At 43.0% G+C, this 22180-nt stretch carries 18 protein-coding genes; 2 read left to right on the top strand and 16 right to left on the bottom strand.

Going from position 1 to position 22180, the window contains the following annotated elements:
- Positions 1-204: 204 nt before the first annotated feature.
- The 8 genes from AX660_RS05155 to putP form a co-directional block, all read right to left on the bottom strand.
- Positions 205-1821, bottom strand: coding sequence for an esterase-like activity of phytase family protein (locus AX660_RS05155; RefSeq protein ID WP_068373489.1), 1617 nt, complete (start codon positions 1819-1821; stop codon positions 205-207).
- Between the two features lie 651 nt (positions 1822-2472).
- The gene (locus AX660_RS05150) at positions 2473-4200 is read right to left on the bottom strand and encodes an SLC13 family permease (RefSeq protein WP_068373487.1); all 1728 of its coding nucleotides are present in this window, start codon (positions 4198-4200) and stop codon (positions 2473-2475) included.
- Positions 4201-4215: 15 nt separating this feature from the next.
- A complete protein-coding gene (gene cysN / locus AX660_RS05145) occupies positions 4216-5634 on the bottom strand; it encodes a sulfate adenylyltransferase subunit CysN (protein ID WP_068373484.1) in 1419 nt (472 codons plus the stop codon).
- 3 nt (positions 5635-5637) lie between these two features.
- The gene (cysQ, locus tag AX660_RS05140; RefSeq protein ID WP_068373480.1) at positions 5638-6426 is read right to left on the bottom strand and encodes a 3'(2'),5'-bisphosphate nucleotidase CysQ; all 789 of its coding nucleotides are present in this window, start codon (positions 6424-6426) and stop codon (positions 5638-5640) included.
- Complete coding sequence (cysC, locus tag AX660_RS05135) at positions 6416-7021, bottom strand: adenylyl-sulfate kinase (RefSeq protein WP_068373477.1); 606 nt, start codon at positions 7019-7021, stop codon at positions 6416-6418. Before cysC ends, cysQ begins: the two co-directional genes overlap by 11 nt.
- Entirely contained in the window at positions 7021-7935 is a 915-nt protein-coding gene (cysD, locus tag AX660_RS05130; protein ID WP_068373474.1) for a sulfate adenylyltransferase subunit CysD, read from the bottom strand. The genes cysC and cysD overlap by 1 nt, the downstream gene beginning before the upstream one ends.
- Positions 7936-8118: 183 nt before the next feature.
- The gene (locus tag AX660_RS05125; protein ID WP_068373472.1) at positions 8119-9336 is read right to left on the bottom strand and encodes an EAL and HDOD domain-containing protein; all 1218 of its coding nucleotides are present in this window, start codon (positions 9334-9336) and stop codon (positions 8119-8121) included.
- Between the two features lie 62 nt (positions 9337-9398).
- The gene (gene putP / locus AX660_RS05120; RefSeq protein ID WP_068373470.1) at positions 9399-10913 is read right to left on the bottom strand and encodes a sodium/proline symporter PutP; all 1515 of its coding nucleotides are present in this window, start codon (positions 10911-10913) and stop codon (positions 9399-9401) included.
- 88 nt (positions 10914-11001) lie between these two features.
- On the opposite strand from putP, the gene AX660_RS05115 reads away from it, so the two are divergent.
- Positions 11002-11481, top strand: a complete 480-nt coding sequence (locus tag AX660_RS05115) for a GNAT family N-acetyltransferase (RefSeq protein ID WP_235594657.1) — start codon at positions 11002-11004, stop codon at positions 11479-11481.
- Positions 11482-11681: 200 nt separating this feature from the next.
- Here the strand turns inward: AX660_RS05115 and AX660_RS05110 are convergent, their stop codons facing one another.
- The 8 genes from AX660_RS05110 to AX660_RS05075 form a co-directional block, all read right to left on the bottom strand.
- Entirely contained in the window at positions 11682-12413 is a 732-nt protein-coding gene (locus AX660_RS05110) for a DUF3379 family protein (protein ID WP_235594656.1), read from the bottom strand.
- The gene (locus tag AX660_RS05105; RefSeq protein ID WP_068373465.1) at positions 12385-12942 is read right to left on the bottom strand and encodes a sigma-70 family RNA polymerase sigma factor; all 558 of its coding nucleotides are present in this window, start codon (positions 12940-12942) and stop codon (positions 12385-12387) included. Before AX660_RS05105 ends, AX660_RS05110 begins: the two co-directional genes overlap by 29 nt.
- 191 nt (positions 12943-13133) lie before the next feature.
- A complete protein-coding gene (locus AX660_RS05100; protein WP_068373462.1) occupies positions 13134-14855 on the bottom strand; it encodes a BatD family protein in 1722 nt (573 codons plus the stop codon).
- A gap of 2 nt (positions 14856-14857) precedes the next feature.
- On the bottom strand, positions 14858-16753 hold the full coding sequence (locus AX660_RS05095; RefSeq protein ID WP_068373460.1) for a vWA domain-containing protein: 1896 nt from the start codon (positions 16751-16753) through the stop codon (positions 14858-14860).
- A complete protein-coding gene (locus AX660_RS05090) occupies positions 16750-17760 on the bottom strand; it encodes a vWA domain-containing protein (protein ID WP_068373457.1) in 1011 nt (336 codons plus the stop codon). The genes AX660_RS05095 and AX660_RS05090 overlap by 4 nt, the downstream gene beginning before the upstream one ends.
- Positions 17753-18286, bottom strand: a complete 534-nt coding sequence (locus AX660_RS05085) for a DUF4381 domain-containing protein (protein WP_068373454.1) — start codon at positions 18284-18286, stop codon at positions 17753-17755. The genes AX660_RS05090 and AX660_RS05085 overlap by 8 nt, the downstream gene beginning before the upstream one ends.
- Entirely contained in the window at positions 18283-19263 is a 981-nt protein-coding gene (locus AX660_RS05080) for a DUF58 domain-containing protein (RefSeq protein ID WP_068373451.1), read from the bottom strand. Before AX660_RS05080 ends, AX660_RS05085 begins: the two co-directional genes overlap by 4 nt.
- A 25-nt stretch (positions 19264-19288) precedes the next feature.
- On the bottom strand, positions 19289-20245 hold the full coding sequence (locus AX660_RS05075) for an AAA family ATPase (RefSeq protein ID WP_068373448.1): 957 nt from the start codon (positions 20243-20245) through the stop codon (positions 19289-19291).
- Between the two features lie 437 nt (positions 20246-20682).
- Here AX660_RS05075 and fadI point away from each other — a divergent pair, with 437 nt between their 5' ends.
- Positions 20683-21993 (top strand): acetyl-CoA C-acyltransferase FadI, encoded by a 1311-nt coding sequence (gene fadI / locus AX660_RS05070; RefSeq protein WP_068373445.1) that lies wholly within the window; start codon positions 20683-20685, stop codon positions 21991-21993.
- Positions 21994-22180 lie beyond the last annotated feature (187 nt).

Below are 22180 nucleotides of genomic sequence, written 5' to 3'. Positions count from 1 at the left end.
ATCTTTAGGTTGTATGGGTATTTATGCATTTAATAGGCTAAGCACTAGGGGTTGAGTCGCTTTGCAATCTGGCCGCAATTCCAATCGTAAGGGGTAAAGCTTATGGTTAGTGGTCAATAAAGAAATGGCTTATTAACAAAAAAATGGGATGTCTTGAGGATAAGGAGCCCCAGAGTGAGGCTCCTTCGTTTTCATGGGCAATGGTTATTGCGTAGGAGTTAAATCCAAACCATCAATTATGTATAAGGTATTGCTGTCGATGCGGCTTTGAGTGTCGTCCAAATACTTTTGCTCAAGTACGTCGTTAGTTGACCAAGTTGCAAAATCATCATCATTGATCACCGCTAAACGGTGGTTATCGAGTATCCACAAACCTTCCATTTTGTCGTGGGGGTAAGATACTTCATTGACCATATTCACTACTAAAGAGGTTTTATTCGCAGGAGTAATGCCATTGTTAGCTAGGATTTCCCAACCTGCAGCGGTATTGCTGCCAACAGCATTAGTTTTTACGATTTGCTCTAAAGACAGGCCGCCTATGGTTAAACCAATCGCGCTATTTTGTTCAACTTCACCTACAGCCGCGACACTTTCTAAATCGGTTGCAGTATTAATATCAATTTTATATACGTGTTTCATAGCGGTTGGAGTGCTATTAAAAAAGGCTCCGTCACGCTCCAATACCAAAAAGCTCGTAGCGCTTAGTGCTTTGATGGCAGAGTTTGAATTACTGCCTTTCTCTTGTTTATACAGATACTGAGACATAGCACCTGTCGCAATATTCACTGTCACTATGCGGGTCAGATCAGTACGGTTACTCGAAGGATTATCTAAGCTCGATTGCATGATACCTACTAATGTCGTTTCATCAGGCGTAATGGTTAAACCTTCCATGCCACGGTTAGCCCAACGGTTAGCAAATTCAGCCGGTAGGGTATGCAGATTACGAGTATCGGCGGCAAACGCATTAATGCGTTGTAACTCAACACCCTCCGCGCTGTAATGCACGATATGGGGGCCATATTCATCACTTACCCAAAACGTACCATCACTCATTGCCACCAAACCTTCTGAATCTAGGCCATAGTCATCTAATTTTATTGGGTTGGTAACAGCGTCATAGGGCTGACTGGGATCGATACGGATAACCTCACCCGCGGCGTCATAAGGTATTTCACCCGTGCCACCTAAAGCAGCCTGATTAGGTAAACCGGTGATAGTGTTACCATCACGATCTTTTAATAAAATGGTTTTAACCAACTTGATATCGCCAGTGGCTTGGATTTCAAACAAACCTATGCGTGGCACATAATCGGGAGTAGGGAACATTTTTCCAGCACCCAGCTCACCACTAAAGTTAGCATTGGGGCCGCGATCGGTAATGGCATAAAACTGCATAGGATTAGTAGGATGACCATCCATATCTGAGCCAAAACCACCATTGCGGATCTCAAAAGTCGAACCTGGGATGGCACCATTTTCTAAATCATTACGCAATACTGAATAGGGCAAGCTCACGCCGCTACTAGCAAAATTACTTGGGTTACAGACATAAGAAGTCGCGGTGACCTCTGCACTGTCTAAACTGCCATTAGCATTAATATCAATACCTGAATCGATTTGCACACCACCTAACCAGCAACTGGCATGGCCGGTAGCTAATTGACTTTGCATAACTAAGCTGGTTAAACCGTTAGCGCCGTTACTGCCGTTTGCTCCTGCTAAGCCATCATTGCCGTTGGCACCATCTTTACCATCGCCACAGGCAGTTAAAACTAACGCAGTCGATAATCCCAGTAGAGATAATTTAAATGTATTCATGGCATGTTCCTTTTTATTAAATTTTTTGAACGGCCAATCTAGTAGAAAAATAAGACAATTTGGTGACTGGAGTGTGGCAAAAGTGTGACAAAGTTGGTTTTGTATGATGCCTAATTTATTGAAAACGTAATGGAAATTTCTATATCAACTTATTATTACTTTTGGAGAGGATGTAAGTGCATGAGTTTATTATACCAATTCCATTAAACAAATAGGCACTTAGAACGCGTCCTGCGTTAAGGAACAAGGCGTCGCTATGCAGGAATGGCCTTACCCTTTTAAATAGCGAGAACGCAGAGCCTTATCCGCTGGCTCGTTCCCTTTGGGCGAGTTTTAAAAGCACATACTCAGCGTTGCTCGAAAGAGCGCCACTATGACTTCATTCAAGCGCCTTGATTATGTGCTTTTAAATTCTCCTGAGTGTACATTTATTTAATGGAGTTGGTATTACTTACATTACGGCGATTAACGTGAAAAAGTTAATGCGGTCAAGATTACTCAAGAACTTAAAGTACACGCTGAACATGTTGTGGTCAGGCAAAATGGTGAGCTTGGGATGGCGCTAAGTTAATGTTAACCTTTATTAAAATCCCTTAACAACAGGTCACTAGGCACGGTTTGTTGCCCTGTGAGGCGAACCACTTATCCGCTTTAAAGCGGATAAGTCAGTTTAAGCAATACCAATACTATGCTCGAATAACAAATAGATACCGGCAAGCCGATTTTTAAGAAATGTATTAATTTGTAGTTTACCGCGCTAAAAACCAACAAATTGGTTTGATAGCCATAGGGAGAAATAAAGCTGGCACTGGCAGCAAAAGCCACTGCTAAGGCAAAGGGCATTAAATCAACATTTAATACTTGAGCGATGCCATAGGCAAAGGGAAACATCAACGCCGCGGCGGCGTTATTAGTGACTACCTCAGTAAGTACTAAGGTAAGTAAGTACACTACTACTAAGGCGGCAAAGGGACTAACGTGTTCGACATAGGGGGCAAATAGAGAAGTTAGATTGGTGATTACTCCGGTATTTTCTAGGCCTGTCGCTAGACTGAGTGCGCCTACAATTACGAGGATTAAATTAAGCGGAATATTGCTTTTAATTTCGCTGTTACTGCTTACACCAACGGCCACCAGTATGGCCATAAAAAAGATCAGGCCGGTAGCCAAAGGGACTAATGACATGGCGGCTAGCGCCACGACTACTAAAAATCCACCCAAAGTAATGACTTCTTGCGAGAGGCTTAATTTGGCCGGCATTTTTTGTTCTGATAATACAAAAAAGTTTTTGGTTAAATTGTGGCGACTTAAAAAGTCAGGGCCAGTGGCGAGTAATAAGAAGTCTCCAGCTTGCAGTTTAATATCACCTAATTTTCCTGAGAGGGCTTCGCCATCGCGGCGTATGGCCACCACAGCGGCATCAAACAAGGCTCTAAAACCAATGGCTTTGAGACTTTGCCCAATGATTTGTGCACGATTAGAAATAATGACTTCAGTGAGGTTATCACGTAATAAACCGTTGGATTCGGCAAACAGGTTTAAGCCTTTTATATGTCCTAAGCTACTGACGTTTTGCACATTACCTGAAAAAATCAGCTTGTCGTTGGCCTCTATGATGAGATCTGGCGACACAGGTGAGATCAAATTTTTATTGCGTATTACCTCTACCAAAAATAATTCAGGTAGGTTTCTGAGGTGATTGGCTTCTACGCTTTTACCGACTAACTCTGAGTCTTCGGCTACTTTAGCTTCTATAAAGTAGCTGTTGTAAGTGGCATTTTTATTTTCGATATCAGGCAGCCAAGATGACAGAATAAAAATCAGTAGACCACAGCTTAAACCCGCCACCATACCGTATAGGGTAAAGTCCCAAAAGTTAAAACCAGCATGACCATGTTCGATCATAAAACTATCAACAATCAGGTTGGTTGATGTGCCAATTAAGGTCACTGTACCACCTAGTATGGCGATGTAAGATAGCGGAATTAATAGTTTAGATGCTGGGTGATATTGATTTTGTTTTACAGGGCTTATCAAGCTGGCTACAACGGCAGTGTTATTTAACAGCGCCGATGAAAAAAACGTTAAACCAAATAAGCGCCAGTAACTTTGAGCATAGTTGGCAGTGATCAGGGTGCGACCTAAACGTTTGATAAAAGAGGTTTTATCTACCGCACTACTGACTAACAATAACAACACCAGGGTGATAAGCCCCTGGTTGGTTAAGTTATTAATAATCTCTTTGACACTAAGCTGCTGACAAACAACCAGCAATAACATGGACACTGCAAAAATCGAAGCGGGGCGCTTATTGGTGAAAATAAGCGCCAGTATAGTACTGGCAAAAATCGCAACTACCAGAATTTGATTGAGATCCATATTGTTCCAAACAGCTTATTTTAAGTTGCTGATATCCGTCGCATTCCAATGCGGGAAGTGTTTTCTAACTAAGGCATTAAACTCTATTTCAAACTCAGAGTATTGGCCTTGGTTTTCAGTGCCAGTTTCCTTGGCTACGTCGATTATCATCCCAGCGCCAACTGTGCCATTGGTTAATCTATCAATGATGATAAAAGCGCCAGTAGTGCGATTTTTGGTATAGGCATCACAAGCTACGGGTTGGGTTAACTTAATTGAACCCACCGCGATTTCATTGAGGTTAAGCCTTACTGCTGGTTTGTGCTCTAGTGAGTTAACATCAATTTGATACTCAATATCGGTCACACTGCCGGGGACAAACTTAGTGGCAAATTTAAAACCATATTGTTTGTTTGGCATCAGTGGCTCTTCTGCCATCCACACTAGATTAGTGCGATATGCATTACTGTGCAGTGGTAAATTGTCAGACTTAACAATCATATCGCCACGTGAAATATCAATTTCATCCATCAGAGTCAATGTGGTGGTCAGTGGTGTGTGTACACTTTCTTGCTCACCTTCATAACTCACAATCGACTTAACCGTTGATTGTTTGCCAGAGGGCAGGGCAGTGATTTTATCACCCACTGAAATCTGACCAGAAACAACCGTACCGGCGAAACCTCTGAAATTAAGGTTAGGGCGGTTAACGTATTGCACTGGAAAACGAAAATCATCGAGGTTGTAATCGTGCGCGACTTTGATGTTTTCGAGCATGCTCATGAGTGTGTCACCTTGATACCAAGGTGTTTTATCACTGACATTAACCACGTTGTCACCATCTAAGGCAGACAGCGCGATAAACTGAATATCAGGGATCGTTAACTGTTTAGAAAACTCCAAATAATCGGCTTTGATTTTTTCATACACACTTTCGCTGTAGTCCATCAAATCCATTTTATTGACCGCTACGATGACGTGTTTAATGCCCAGCAACGACACTAAAAATGAATGACGACGAGTTTGGGTTTTAACCCCAGCTCTAGCATCCACTAAGATAATCGCTAAATCACAGTTTGAAGCTCCCGTTACCATGTTGCGGGTGTATTGCTCATGCCCAGGGGTATCCGCAATAATAAATTTACGTTTTTCAGTAGAGAAATAACGATAGGCTACATCGATGGTAATGCCTTGTTCACGCTCAGATTGCAAACCATCAACCAATAGCGCCAAGTCTACTTTGTCACCTGTGGTACCAGACTTTTTACTGTCTTTAGTAATGGCGGCAAGTTGGTCTTCAAAAATCATTTTTGAGTCATGTAATAAGCGACCAATCAGGGTGCTTTTTCCATCATCAACACTACCGCAGGTCAAAAAGCGCAACATGTCTTTCTTTTCGTGTTGATCCAGATAACCCAAAATATCAGATTGTAAGAGGGTGTTTTCGCTGTTCATGATTCAATAACTCACTAAAAAATAAGGGTTTAAAACGGATTCTTGCTGATTATAACGCAGGGCTTTTGCATGCTCAGAGCGGGCTTCTGCTAGTTCATTAACCACAGTGACTTTACCTCCAGCGGCTTCAACTACGGCTTGGGCTGCACCCGTATCCCACTCACAAGTTGGGCCTAATCTGGGGTATAAATGCGCCTCACCTTCTGCCACTAAACAGAGTTTTAAAGAGCTACCCATGGCAATCAGTTCGGTTTCACCACCTAAGCTATCCAAAAAGGTTTGGATTTCAGGGCTTTGATGGGAGCGACTGCCAACGACTTTCCACGATTCATCTGCTTGTTTGGCCTTGGGGCTAATGGCCTGACGTTCGCCTTTAGTCAGTTTATAAGCACCTTGACCGGCAACACCCACATAGGTATGTTCAAGTACGGGCGCATAAACCACACCAAATACCGGTTTGCCATTATCAATCAAGGCAATGTTGACGGTAAACTCGCCATTTCTTTTAATAAACTCTTTGGTGCCATCTAAGGGATCAACTAACCAATATTGTTGCCATGTACTGCGCTCTGACCATGGAATATTGGCTGATTCTTCAGATAAAATAGGTAAAGATGACAGCTTTTTTAAACCATTGACTATACAGTGGTGAGCGGCAAGGTCGGCTTCCGTTAGTGGGCTCTTATCGCCTTTTTCTGCAACACTAAATTCCCGCTGGTAAATTTCCATTATCTTGTCGCCAGCCGCGTGGCTGATAGCAACAATTTGGTCTACTAATGCCTTATCCAACATGGTTTAAAAATCCCTTTTTGCTTAATAGATTAAACAGCATATCTGCAGACTGCTCAGCACTTTGACCATTAAACTCCAGCACAACTTCTGGATTTTGTGGCGCTTCATAGGGTGAATTGATCCCAGTGAAATCTTTAATGTCGCCCTGGCGGGCTTTTTGGTAAAGACCTTTAGGGTCGCGCTTTTCACACTCTGCAAGTGGAGTATTCACAAATACTTCAACAAATTCGCCTTCGTTTAACAAGTTACGGCAGTAATCACGGTCACGTTGAAAAGGCGAGATGAAAGCGGTGATCACCACTAAACCTGCATCAACAAATAATTTTGCTACTTCACTGATGCGGCGAATATTTTCGACTCGATCTTTATCACTGAATCCCAAATCACCACATAAGCCATGACGCACGTTGTCGCCATCCAACAAATAAGTGTGTTGTTTATGCTCTGCGAGCTTTTTTTCAAGCAAATTAGCGATGGTAGATTTACCTGAGCCGCTTAAACCTGTTAACCAAATAACACAAGGCTTTTGGTTTTTAGCGTCAGCCCGGCGGGCTTTGTTTACTTCATGTTGGTGCCAAACAATATTGGTCGCCATTAGAAATAACCTTCCATTTTTTTCTTTTCCATCGAACCTGATGAATCATGATCGATAACACGACCTTGGCGCTCTGAGGTTTTAGTCAGCAGCATTTCTTGAATAACTTCAGGTAAAGTTGCCGCGGTGGATTCTACCGCGCCGGTCAAGGGATAACAGCCTAAGGTTCTGAAACGTACTGAACGCATTTGTGGTACTTCACCAGGACGCATGGGCATACGTTCATCATCAACCATGATCAAGGTGCCATCACGTTCAACCACTGGGCGCTGTTTAGCTAAATAAAGTTGAGGTATTTCGATGTTTTCTAAATAGATATATTGCCAAATATCCAGCTCAGTCCAGTTTGACATGGGGAAGACGCGGATACTTTCGCCTTTGTTAATTTGTGAATTATAAATATTCCATAATTCGGGACGTTGGTTTTTAGGATCCCAGCGATGGTTGTCATCACGAAACGAATAAACACGCTCTTTAGCACGGGACTTTTCTTCATCTCGGCGTGCACCACCAAAAGCAGCATCAAATTTGTATTTATTCAGAGCCTGTTTCAGGCCCGCTGTTTTCATAATATCGGTATGTTTGGCACTACCATGCACAAAAGGGCTGATATTCATATCTACGCCGTCTTGGTTAATATGCACCAGTAAATCCAAATCATGTTTTTTGGCCATATAGTCACGAAATGTAATCATTTCATGAAATTTCCAAGTGGTATCAACATGCAATAAAGGGAAAGGAATTTTACCCGGCGCAAAGGCTTTACGCGCTAGGTGTAACAATACTGATGAATCTTTGCCAACAGAATAGAGCATTACTGGGTTATCAAACTCTGCCGCGACCTCACGAAAAATATGGATACTTTCGGCTTCAAGTTGTTTTAAATGGGTAACGGTTGGTATTGCGGTTGGCATAAAGTTCTCACACTGGATAAAGTTATATATCAATAAATTCTATGTATAGAACATAACATGAATTACTTGTCAGTGAGTATACAGATTTATGCTTAATTCGTATAAAACCAACTATTTATTGAATATACCAATATGGTATCAGCATGAATGGCGTTGTGGCAGACATTCCTTTTCTATAAGGGCTTAGAGCATTTTTATGCGTTCTGAAGCCCATAATACGGCTTGTTGAAAGTGCTCTAATGAGCGCTCCACTGGATAAGCGTGACGTTCACAAAGCTCGTCTGCTTCTTGCCACTGTGCTAATTCAAAAAATTCACACAGTTCTAAATAATGAGCTGATTCACCTTGTTTGCTTATTAATACATTTTTCATCTCGTCCGAGATTGGCAGCTTATCCAACAGTTCGACAATGTTAGCGTCAACCATGGCATCAAGCAGTGATAATAGACCAATTAAAAAAGCCGAAGAAGGCTCTGATGCAGAGGTATTCATCGCCATCATGTTTTCACAAAAACGTGCGCGAGTTAAGGCCATGATGGTTAACTCTTGGGGTTTTCCTTGACTAAATTGCGCAGTAAATAATAGTGATATAAAACGTTTTAATTCAGTCAAGCCAAACATAACTATGGCTTGTTTGATGGTTTCAATTTTTTTAGCACGTTTGAAAGCAGGCGATTGAGCATAACGCAGCATTTTAAACGATAACTCAACGTCACCTTCAAACGTTGCGGTTATTTTGGCAATGCTTGGCTCCGCCTTGTATACCTCGCCCATCAAATTAACTACAGATATTTGTGATGGTTTAAAAGCAATGGATTTGATCACTTCTGGTTTGCTGAAAAAATAACCCTGAAAGTATTCACAGCCAATTTCCAAGGCTTGTTCAAACTCAGCATAGGTTTCGATTTTTTCTGCTAACAACTTAATATGAGGAAATGCTTTTGCTTCTTCAATAATCTGCTGAATTTGCTCATGGCTAGAAATTTGATAATCAATTTTAATGATGTCGATATAGGGAAAAAAGAGCCGCCATAAAGGCTGGTGTTCATAGTCATCTAGGGCAATTATGTAACCTTTCTCTTTCAGTTCTATACAGGCCTGTAGCAACTTCTTACCAGGTTTGGCGGTTTCTAAAATCTCCACCACGATTTGCTCTTTGGGCAGCATAAGGGGATAACCATCCAACAAAGAGTCATGGGTAAAATTAATAAAAGCGAGAGTACCATCAGTCAGCGTTTCTAAACCTAAATTGAATTGCAAACCCTCAATCAGTTTAGCTGTTGCCTCGTTATCATTGATATTTGGAAAGACATTATCAAGACTTTGTCTGAATAATAGCTCGTAAGCAAATAATGTTTTGTCTTTGTTTAGTATTGGCTGGCGTGCCGCATAAAAACTCAAATTACATACCTCTTAGCTGCGTCTTATTAGTAAAATTACTGAAATGACTAAATAATATTAGCTCAGTTCCTTGTGCTGAATTCCTGATTAACTCGCTCAAAAGTGTCAATAACTAACATATCGCGTTGTTGTGTTAACAAACTCACAATCACTATTGTAACACTACAGACCAAAAAGCCAGGGACAATTTCATAGAGCCACTGACTCAAGCTTAGTCCATTGATGGTCACTGGGGCATAAATCCAAAATAACACGGTTAACGTACCTGTCAACATACCTGCAATGGCCGATAAGCGAGTCATTTTTGACCAAAACAAACTAATTAATACCACGGGGCCAAAAGCCGCGCCAAAACCAGCCCAGGCATTACTGACGATACTCAAAATTGAATTATCGCGGTTATATGCGAGCATAATGGCGACAATGGCCACTAAGGCTACACAGATCCTGCCTACTAAGACTAACTCTTTTTGACTGGCATCACGACGCACAAACAACTGATAGATATCACCGGTCAAAGAACTCGAGGTCACTAATAATTGCGACGAAATAGTACTCATAATGGCAGCTAAAATGGCGGCGAGTAAAAAGCCACTGATTAGCGGATGAAACAGTACATTGGATAAATAGATAAAAATGGTTTCAGGATCGTGCAGGTCAGCACCTTGGCTTTTTACATAGGCAAATCCCAACAAGCCTGTACCCAAAGCACCAATGATAGTCACGACCATCCAGCTCATACCTATACGGCGTGCGGTTTTGATATCTTTGACTGAACGAATCGCCATAAAACGTACTATGATGTGGGGCTGGCCAAAATAACCGAGTCCCCAAGATAATAAAGAGATGATCGCAATCACGCTTAAGGTTGAACCGTTAGAGGCATCGGTGAACATATCTAAATAATTAAAAGGCATGTCAGCAAACTGCGCCGTAGCAGCGCTGATTCCACCTAGTTCAAATAACACCACTACCGGTACTAATATGAGTGCCACAAACATAATACAACCTTGCACAAAGTCGGTAATGCTCACGGCCAGAAATCCGCCAAATAGGGTATAAGCTACCACCACACCAGCGGTGATATATAGACCCAGTTCGTAACTTAAACCAAAAGAGGATTCAAACAATTTACCGCCTGCCACCACGCCAGATGAGGTATAGAGTGCAAAAAATATGATGATAACGATGGACGATAGCAGTCTGAGTATGTGGCTTTTATCGTTAAAGCGATTTTCAAAATAATCGGGGATGGTAATGGCGTTATTGGCGTATTCGGTATAAACCCGCAGACGTGGAGCCACTAAAACATAGTTGAAAAACGCACCTATGGTTAAACCAATGGCAATCCACGCACTCGACATCCCCGAGATATAAATGGCACCGGGTAAACCCATCAACATCCAACCGCTCATATCCGAAGCGCCTGCTGATAATGCGGTAACTTTGGGGCTTAAACTGCGCCCACCTAACATATAACCTGCTACATCCGTATTGGATTGTTTAAAGGAATATAAACCTATGCCTAATACCACGATAAAATATAAGGCCAAGGAGATAAAAATTGAGTAATCCATGAATAGTCTCTAATGTAGGGTCGATTAGTAGGTGCTTGATGACAACCAATACAGCAACTTTCGACTTTTTTAACATGCTAGCAACAGAATGAAAAATACACTACCCACATCAACATATAATATTCAGAAAATGTCTTTTACGGAGCTGAGTCTTAGCCAGTTTTATCAAGTGGCTAAGTTACGCCAAGATGTGTTTATTATTGAACAACAAAGTATTTATCCAGATTTAGATGATATGGATGGGGAAGCCATACATTTTTTGTGCTGGGCGTCAGTGCAAACCGATGTAAAGCTAATGGCTTATGCCCGTTATCGTTTTTGCGATTTGATAAATCAAGTGAAAATTGAACGCGTAGTCTTGGCTGTTGAGGCTAGAAGTAAAGGTCTAGGTAAGCAGCTTATGCAGGAGATAATAACTGACATTCAGACTCAGCATGCTGGCATGCCGATCAGTTTATCCTCGCAACTTGCAGCTCAAGCATTTTATCAAGGTTTGGGTTTTGTGGCTGAGGGAGATAGTTATGATGATGGCGGTATAGAACACATTACTATGTGGTATCGATTTTAAAAATAGGGTGTGAATTTTTTATCGCTTTGCGACCCAAATCATGCTTTGTCGCAAAGCGATAATCTTGATGTGCGCAGCACATATTTTAGTGCACGCAGTGCCTGATTTTAGTGGCCGTTGGCCATTTTGGGTCAGTGTAGCGCACGCTCTGCGCGTAGCGATAATCGTTCGCCGCTCGAAGCTTGTCGCTACAATCCTCTTTATGCCGAAAATATCAAACTCTTGACTAGTTTTTCTTTCATACTACTGGCATCCGCAGGCGCTTCGCTGACGACCACTAAACTGGCGGTGCTAAAGTCAAAGCTTTGGCTGTTCCATTTACCTTCAGTGAGATTGTCGGCTTTAAATGCTTGTTCGTGGGGCACGATAAATACACTAACTTTACCAGACTCGCCCTGCATCACTAAATGTAGACTTTTTACATTGTTAAAATCACAGTAATTGGCGTAATACACTTGGCTAACTTGGCTCGTAAACTCGCCTCCAAAACGGGCTAATTTAAGGTTAACTTGCTGCATCGTAATATCTTCATTGGCACCCAGCGCATAATTGCCTTCCATAATGACATGGGCGATGGCGTGTTCAGATAAACTCAGGCTATTTGATGGTTGTTGCCAAAAGACAAAACTTAAACCAAATACCATGGCAATTGAAGCAGCCATGGCAAATTGCATATATTTGCGGCGGCTGCGACGTTGTGTATGCTGGGCCATACTTTGGCGCAGCAACAAACGATGGGCGAGTCCATCAGGCACTTTGATTTGGCTGGCTTCAAGCATTTTTTGGTTTAATTGCTTAAGCTCATTACTAAAAGCCAGTTTTTTAGGATCGCTGGCAATGGCATCAAGTACTTGGGTATCAGTCGATTTAGGGTCGGCTAACAAGGCCCGACGAAATTCCAGATCATCCATTTTTGCGACCTCTGTTTTCATTGGCTTTGTCTAAGGCTTCTTTCACTTGATTACGGGCTCTGAATAAACGTGTCATGACGGTGTTTTTATTTAAGTTGAGTTGTTCGGCTATCTCATCGCCTGAATAACCCATTACGATTTGTAGCATTAGGGGCTCTCGGTATTCTTCACTCAGGGAGGCCAAAATGACTCTCAATTCCCGGTGTTCGATTTCTGTTTCGTTACTGTGTTGTTCGTCGATTACGGCGACATCATCAATATCGACTAAGTCAAATTGTTTGCGTTCAAAACGACGGGCGTTTTCTCGGCGTAAAATAGTGATTAACCAAGACTTGGCGGCTTTTTCGTCATTAAGCGAATCTAATGATTTCCATGCTCTTAAAAAGGTTTCTTGCACTATGTCTTCGGCCACGGCTTTATCTCTGACTAACCAATAGGCATAACGAAAAATATCGGCATGTAGGGCCAATACTAAGGTTTCATAACGTTTGTTTTTATCTGTCATGGTGCTAGAGACCGAGGCAGTTTGTATTTGCTTTCGCGAAAACATAATTTATCCACTTTTTACGTATTACGACTTTTACTCAACCTTAGTTAAACAGCATAAAACGTAATATTCGTTCTGTTGGTTAGTATGAGGGATTGTTATAAATGACGCTAATTTGATTTTTTACGCGCATCAACCCAACTGAATGTGTCTTCGTTTGATGACGATGACACATTCAGTTGGGGAGCAAGGATTTAGGTTTTGCTAGGGTAGAGTGGTTTTAACTGTAAAGCCTGATTCTGTTTTGAGTTGGTTTTACTCAAGTGAACTTGCAATAAAGTTGCAAGCTGTTTGGCATTCCACTCTTTGGGAGTACTACTGTATTGGGCTGCCAACATGCGATTGACTTCTTGAGTGAGTGACTCATCCTGCAATACATGCAGGGCTTGCGACAAACTCAACCCTGGCTTACCACAAAGATCTGCTAGTACCACTGGTAACAGTGTTTGAATAACACGGCTATCAGAGTTGGCTAAGGCGTTAGTCAGTTGTTTATGTTGCTCACTGATGGAACTTGCTGTGCGCATAGTACTAGACGCAGTTTTGGGACTGACAGTTTTATATTTGCGACTGTGCCAGTACCACAATGCTAATGTAAGTAACCATAACATACCTAATACCGCGCTAATCCAAAGCCAAATCTTATCCGTTGCTTGATTGGGTGCAATAACGAGATCCGTACTTTTGCTGGTTTGCGTAGAAGGTGCTAAGCCAGTATTTTGCACTGGCAACGTGGGTAGGGGCGGCGTTGCTTGGTTTAGTGCGGGTAAAATTTGCAAGGTTTTTTCGGGTAAAACCGTATATTCAGTTTTTTTAGTCAGAATATTAAACCAAGGAATACGCACTTCTGGTATCACTAACGTGCCTGCTTCACCAGGAATAATCGCCACTGATTCTTTGCGTTGGGCCACCAAAGTATTGTCTTTTTCTACCGTGGTACTTTCGGCTTGATCGGGATAGGTTTTTACATTGGCCGGATATTGGCTATTAATGGCGGGCAGTTGTTCTTCAACCACACCAATAGCGGTTAAGGTTAAAGTGCGGGTGATGGGTTCACCAACATGGTATTGGCTCGTGTCGCCTTGCCATTCTTCATTAAGTTGCACAAAGTCACTGGGCAACCAATGTTGTGCATAATTAGTGGGGATGGGTAGTATGTTGATTTGTTGATTTGGCCCAACTCGATTAACTGGGGTACTGCGATTAAAAAAGCCAAAACTCTGACGGCTATTATCGACCACTTCGCCTTCAAACAAGGGGCCTTCAATGGTGAAGGTGCCACTTTGCTGAGGAATAATCGCAAAATTACGCTCAATGATGCGATAACGGCGACCTTCAACAATCTCGTTATATTCTTTATCTTTACCTATCTGCCGAATATCTGCATTGACTAAGGTTGGATTGGCCAAACTGCCACGTTGCAAATCTTTAGCTAAATACAACTTAACGGTATAACGCAGTTGTTGTTGCAAATAGGCTTGGTCGACATCAAGTTCAGTGGTGATGTAGATATCACGGCTCTGGCCCGAATTCGCCGCCGACACTGGCACCACCATCAAGGCTATTGGTTGTGTTTGCTGGCCATCAACGGTAAAAGCGGGGATGGTAAAACGACCTGGCTTACGGGGAATTAACACCGTACTCCAGATAGTGGTGCGGGTTGTATTAAAGTTAATCATTTGGGTTTGTGAGCTAACAGAAGTTCTGCCCACTACAAAATCCTGCATTAATACCGAAGGATCAAAGGCTGAACGATCCACATCATCATTTGCCGTTATCGTAAGATTAAAAGACTCGTCTACCATCACCGGGTTTTTGTCGACAACGGCGGTTACTTCGCTTGGTTGTGCGAATACACTGCCACTTACACTCAATAATAAGCTGAAGCTAAAAAGTAAGGTTGTTATTGCTCTCACTGTTACCAGTTCCTCTGTAAATTGCCGGGGGCTCTTTCACGTTTACGTTGTTGGGCTTCTATCTGCATTTTGCGTTTTAATAAAAACGCGGGGTCGTCAGGGACCTTATTTAACAAGTTTTGCATACGTTGCATTTGTTCTTTTTCTTCGTCTGTTAGTTCTTTTTCCTGCATTTGCTGGGCTTGAGCTTCCTGTTCACCTTCTTCACCCTCCTGAGCTTCTTTGTCTTCTGCAGCTTGTTCTTGTTGCTCCTCAGACTGCTCTTGTTCGGCCTCAGCTTGTTGCTGTTGTTTGTCTTGTTCACTTTGCTCTTGTTCTGAAGAGTCTCCTTGTGAGTCATTTTGTTGCTGCTGTTGCTGATCTGAGTTTTGTTGCTCAGATTGATCACCCTCTTGATCCTGTTGCTCTTGCTGCTCATCACTTTCTTGTTGCTGATCGCTATCCTGCTGCTGGTTTTGATCGGATTTTTGTTGTTCAGACTTTTGCTGTTCTAACAGTTTTTCAACTAAGGCTTTGTTAGCCTTGGCGTCTTCGTTATCAGGTTGCTGCTTTAATACTTCGTCGTACTTTTTAATGGCCTCAGGCAATTTTCCGAGTTGGGCGAGGGTATTGGCCTGATTGTAGCGACCTTGGGCACTATCCACTTTGTTAAATGCTTTTAGTGCATTTTCATAATCTTGATTTTTATACAGGGCTGAGCCTTGCCACAAAGGGTCGTCAAACTTTTGGGCAGCTTCATCAAACTGTTGTTTTTCAAACGCGGCTAAACCTTGTTGATCCTTGGTGTGCCACATGTTCTGCCAGGCCTCTTGCACTGAGTCTTGCAAGGTGCTTGCACTGGCCTCAGGTGTATAAATTGGCAAGAGTAAACTTAAGAGCACCACACCAAGTAATCCGCGTCTAAAGCTGTAGGCGGCAAAAGGTAATAAAAACAGTAATAAATAAGGTCCCATTTCCTGCCATTTATCACCAAAATTGTTATCCGCTTCATCAGCTTGTTGTTCGTCAGTGCCTAAAGTACTTTGGTCAACGAGATACTCGATATCACTGTTATCCGCTTGCATGGGGGCATAACGTCCTGCCCCTTGTCTGGCTAAGGTTTTTAAATTACTCGGAGTTAACTTGGGTAAGACGATAGAACCGCTATTGTCTTTAAGTAATTCGCCATTTTGCATTTGGATCGGCGCGCCTTCTTCTGTACCTACTGCCAATATCGACAAGCGATAAGGTGAGGCATTAAGCAACTCACTCATTTCTTTCATTTGTAGATTATCAATACCATCGGTGATCCAAAAAATCTCCCCTTGGGGATAATTGGCGTTTTGTAATAAGGCGATGGCGGCTTGTAAACCTAAGGCCGGTTCACTGCCCGCAATTGGCATGATTTCAGGGCTTAAACTTGGGATCAGAGTGGTTAGGTTTTGTCCGTCAGAGCTAAGCGGACTAATAGTAAACGCATCTCCTGCGTAGGCCACTAAACCCGTTTCACCTTCGGCTATTTGTTTCACCAAATCGATCGCTTTGTATTTAGCCCGGGTTAGACGGTTAGGTTTGATATCGGTAGCGCGCATCGACATGGACATATCCAGCAATACCACCTTACCGCTGTGTAATTGAAACACAGGTTGGGGCAAACGCTGCCAAGTCGGTCCGGCTAACGCTAATGTGGCGATTATCCAACCTAAGGTCAGTAAGCCCAAAGGTTTACGTAGTTTTTTACCTCCCGCGTGACTGACAATGTGTTTGTACAAATGTCCAGCGAGTACCGATTGCCAACCTGACTGTTGTTTATTGAGATAGGCTAACAAGCCACCTAATACGAGTAGTGGCAATATGGCCCACAGCCACTGAGGCCGTATAAAATGAAATTCAGCAAAAGTTGTTAGTAAGTCGTTCATACCTTACCTCTTGAGCTGAAATTAAGTAAACCTGCGGCCGCGAGCAGTTGATAAAGTCCTAATAGAGCTGACAAAACCAGAGCTAACGCCAAAGGATAATAATACAAGGCTTGTAAGGGGCGCATTTGGCGACTTTCTCGAGCTATCGGCTCTAATTCGTCTAAGGTCGCGTAGATCTTTTGTAGCGATTCAACATCTCGAGCTCGGAAATACTGCCCGCCAGTGGACGTCGCAATTTTCGTTAACATGTCTTCGTCGAGTTCTTGTGAAGGGTTGATTTGGCGATTGCCAAAAAAGCTTTGAACCAGCATTTTGTCGGCGCCAACCCCTATGGTGTAGATCGTCACATCATTATTAATAGCCAATTCGTTGGCCTGTTCGGGGGTAATGTTACCTGCAGTATTTTGTCCATCGGTTAGTAGTACTAATACTTTGTTGGATTCTTCGCGCTCGTTAAAACGTTTTATTGCCAAGCCAATTGCATCACCAATAGCGGTTTGCTCACCGACTAAACCTATTAAAGATTCATTGAGTAGTTGATTGACGGTATCTCTGTCGTAAGTCAAAGGTGCTTGTAAATAGGCGGTATCAGCGAACAAGATCAAGCCTAGGCGGTCACCCACTCGGCGTTCGATAAAATCACTGAGTACATATTTGATCATTTTAAGGCGGTCAACTTGACGGCCATTTACTTCCATATCATCAATTTTCATGCTGCCTGATAAATCCACGGCTATCATTAGATCCCGTCCTTCGGCGGGTATGCTCACAGGCTCGCCCAACCACTCGGGTCTGGCAGCGGCCAGCACTAAAGCAATCCACGCCACAATGGCGATAATTAATCTGAATTTATTAGTGGTTTTGCGCTGACTCGTAGCCTCTAAACCCTGAATAAGCTGAGGAATTTTAAGGGCTGCTGTTTGTTGTTCGCCACGAGGTGGTAATAAATAACACAACAAGGGCAAGGGCAGGGCGAGTAATACCCAAATCCAGGCAAACTCAAACATCACTGCCTCCTTGTGCTGTATTGGATGCAGACCACTGTGAAAAACGCTGGCCAGACTGTTTGCCAGTAAGTTTGGCGTCTTTAATCCAGTTTGCGATTAAGGCTTGTGACTCGGCAAAATCAAGTTGTTTTGCAGGTTGGGCTTGATAGAGAGCTTGCTGAAAATGCTGCATTTTGGGTTTAAATTCGCTCTGTTTGTTGGTTGCTAGCGCCTGCGTCAAAAAGTCGAGCCACCTATCACCAAACAAGGATTGAATGGCTAAGTTTGGTTGGTAGGTTTGCACCAAACGTTTGAGCAAACTATTGAGCTCAATGGGCCAATTAGGGCTGTCCTGAGTGATGGCGGCTAAAGCTGCATGTGCTTGGCGTTTTGGTTGATTGTATTGGTAACGTTTGATGCTGAAGATAAGCAGCCAAATCACTAAACTTAAAACAATCAGGGTTAATAACCACCATCCATAAGCAGGTGGCCACCAACCCAAACTGTTTGGAATATGAATATCTTTTAAGTCGGCTAAAGGGTTCATTTAGACATCCGGGAAAACGGGTTTAACTGTTGTTCTAGCGGTACACCACTGCTGATGTTGATCACCTGGGCTTTGCATTGCTTGAGGGTGTGCTCAATCTGAGAAAAATACGCTTGGTGCTGCTCGCTGTAACGGGATTCTGTGGCTTTTTCACCCAACATGATTTGTTGCTGATCCATGCCATCGGTTAAGGCTACACGTTGGCTGGTTCTGACTTTAGGCAACTGATGCTCAAAAGGATCACTAATGGGATAAGCAACAATTTCACAATGTTTACTGAGCTGGGCAATATGTTGCTGAGCCAACTCGTCGAGCTGTTTAAAATCACTGAGTATAAAAATTAAACTGCCGGGGTGAGCTAAGCGTCGTAATCGTGCACACGCATCGGCCAAAGTGACTTTTTTGTGGCCTACAGGTGTCAACTTAGTTGGCTCACTGTTGTTTTGTATGGCTTGCGACTGTACTTTTATCAGGCTATTCAGTAGCGATAAAACTGCTTTTTGCCGAGTGAAAGGTTTACATTCAATATGCTGATGCTGATTGAAAATAAGCCCCCCAATACGATCACCCCGTTTACGTGCAGCCCATGCTAGTAGTGCGGCTAAATGGGCAGCCTGCACCGATTTAAACATCAACTGAGTGCCAAACTGCATGCTTGAAGATAAGTCGGCTAAGACAAAAACCGGCCGCTCTTTTTCTTCGCGATAAATTTTAGTATGGGTTTTACCGGTGCGAGCCGTGACACGCCAATCAATAGCCCGAATGTCATCACCGGCCTGATAATGGCGAGCTTCATCAAACTCCATACCACGGCCTTTGGTTTTAGCCAGATAGGCTCCGGCGAGTTTAGCCTGCACCGTTTTACGCGGTGACAGATTAACCAAACTGGTTTTACCCTGATAATAAATCAGCTCTTTGATGCCTAGATTAACGCCATCGCTATGATGGCTGCTTAACCAGCTTTCTATTTCAGACATAGATATTCCTTTTACTTTTCAGATACTAAGGAACAGCCACTAACTGTAAGATTTTATCTAAGACTTGGTTACGATTGATGCCTTCGGCCTCAGCTTCGTAACTGAGTATCAAGCGATGGCGTAGGACATTATGAAATACCGCCTGAATATTATCAGGGCCGACAAAATCCCGTCCCATCAGCCAAGCGTGTGCACGAACACATTTGTCCAAGGCGATAGTGGCGCGTGGGCTGGCACCAAATTCAATCCAGTTCGCCAAGTCAGCATCAAAACGCTCAGGCTCACGAGTGGCAATAATCAATTGCACTAAATATTTTTCGAGGCCTTCATCCAGATGGATTTTTAACAAGTCTTGGCGAGCTTTAAAAATATCGGCTTGGGTGAGATTAGGAGGCTCGACTTTATTAGCATGCATAGCTTCGTTGCGAGTTAAACGTAAGATTTCCAACTCGGTTTCAGCACCAGGATAATCAATCTCTAAATGCATTAAAAAGCGATCTAATTGAGCTTCGGGCAGAGGGTAGGTTCCTTCTTGCTCGATGGGGTTTTGGGTGGCCATTACCAAAAATAATTCGGGCAAGGCATAGGTCTTGTTACCTACGGTAATCTGCCGCTCGGCCATGGCTTCTAGTAAGGCGGATTGCACCTTGGCGGGTGCACGGTTGATTTCATCGGCCAATATTAAGTTATGAAATAAAGGACCTTGTTGAAACACAAAACTACCGTTTTCAGGACGGTAAATATCAGTACCGGTTAAATCAGCGGGCAATAAGTCGGGGGTAAACTGCACACGATGAAAATCACCTTCGACACCTTTAGCCAGCGCGTTAACCGCTCGGGTTTTTGCCAAGCCAGGAGGACCTTCAACTAATAAATGGCCATCAGCCAATAATGCTAACAAGATGTTTTGGGTCAGGGTTGTTTGGCCCACAACTTGACTGTCTAAGTAAGTTTGTAATTGCGAAAATTGAGTACGTGCCATGGTGGTTTTTACTTCCTTCTTACCAGGGAATTTAAATCAAAAGTTAACTTGTATCAGTAAAGGTATGCCTTTTATCCTTGAAATGGCACGGCGGTGGATGAATGCAGCCAACAAATGAGCAGTTTCAAGGATCAAGTGTATTGCACTGACAATGCTATCCTATATAGGGTTCCCCTTCAGAAAAACAATGTTACAAAGTTCTATTCCCCCATCATTTTTCTTATCAGCTTGGTTGGTCGCTTAGGTTTGTTTATCAATAGCTTAAATTTTATCTGGGAAAATGTTGACTACACTTAAGCACTCGCTAGCGAACATTACATAGATTTATTAATGACCTATCATGAGTGGCTATGGAGCCAACTTGAACAAAAAAAATTATCCCTGTACAATCCTTCGCACTTTAACAGGTCGGACCACTAAATATGAAGAGGCAGAATATGGCAGCAAAGCAAAATCTCACCACCAGACAAGGCGATCGTATCGCGATTGTCGCTGGTTTACGTACCCCCTTTGCTAAAATGGCAAGCTACTTTCACGGCGTGCCGGCGGTAGATTTGGGTAAAATGGTGGTGAATGAGATGTTAGTTCGTCACAACCTAGCTGCATTGGAGATTGAACAATTGGTTTATGGGCAAGTTGTACAAATGCCTGAAGCACCCAATATTGCTCGAGAAATAGTGCTGGGTACGGGCATGAATGTCCATACCGATGCCTTTAGCGTTTCCCGTGCTTGTGCCACTAGTTTTCAATCCACCGTCAGTATCGCTGAATCTATGATGGCCGGTAATATTAGTGTCGGTATTGCCGGAGGTGCTGATTCCACCTCTGTGTCGCCTATTGGTGTATCAAAAAATTTAGCCCGTGCGTTAACTGACCTTACAAAAACTAAAACTCTCGGACAAAAATTTCAGGTACTCAAAAAGCTCGGTATAAAAGATCTTTTCCCTGTGCCACCTGCTGTGGCGGAATATTCGACTGGCTTGTCCATGGGCCAAACCGCTGAACAAATGGCTAAAACCCATCAGATTAGCCGTCAGGCGCAAGATGCCTTGGCTCATCGTTCACATACCTTAGCGGCAAAAAGTTGGAATGAGGGTAAGCTTGCTAACGAAGTGATGACAGCCTATGCCGAACCTTTTAAAGGGGCATTAGAGCGTGATAACAATGTACGTTTTGATTCTAATTTAGAAGGCTACGCCAAGTTACGCCCGGTGTTTGATAAAAAACACGGTACGGTAACTGCCGCTAATGCCACCCCTCTTACGGATGGTGCATCCGCCATTATTATGATGACGGAAAGTAAAGCCAAAGCGTTAGGTTATAAACCACTGGGTTACTTAAAAAGCTACGCTTGGGCAGCCATTGATGTCTGGGAAGATATGTTAATGGGACCATCTTATGCTACACCTATGGCGCTCGATCGCGCAGGCATGACCTTGCAAGACCTGACTTTAATTGAAATGCACGAAGCCTTTGCCGCGCAAACCTTAGCGAATTTAAAAATGTTTGCCAGTGATAAATTCGCTCAAGAAAAACTAGGGCGAAACAAAGCGACTGGTGAAGTGGACATGGATAAATTTAATGTCATGGGTAGCTCACTGGCTTATGGCCATCCTTTTGCGGCGACAGGTACCCGCATGATCACCCAAATGTTAAATGAATTAAATCGCCGTGGCGGCGGTACCGGTTTATTAACGGCCTGCGCAGCAGGTGGATTAGCCGCCGCAATGATTGTTGAAACTGAATAAGGAGCACCCCAATGAGCGATGAAAATAAAGTACAAAAAGAGCCCTCAGCCTCAAGCGCCTTCAGTTTAGCAGTGCGTGATGACGGTGTTGCGATTTTGACCATGGATGTGGTCGGTGAGTCGATGAATACACTCAAAATAGAATTTGCTGAACAAATTGAGCAAGTGCTACAACAGATTAAATCTAA

Origin of the sequence: Paraglaciecola hydrolytica (assembly GCF_001565895.1) — a bacterium.
In the GTDB taxonomy this organism is placed as follows: domain Bacteria; phylum Pseudomonadota; class Gammaproteobacteria; order Enterobacterales; family Alteromonadaceae; genus Paraglaciecola; species Paraglaciecola hydrolytica.
This window is presented reverse-complemented; position numbering and strand designations above follow the sequence as displayed.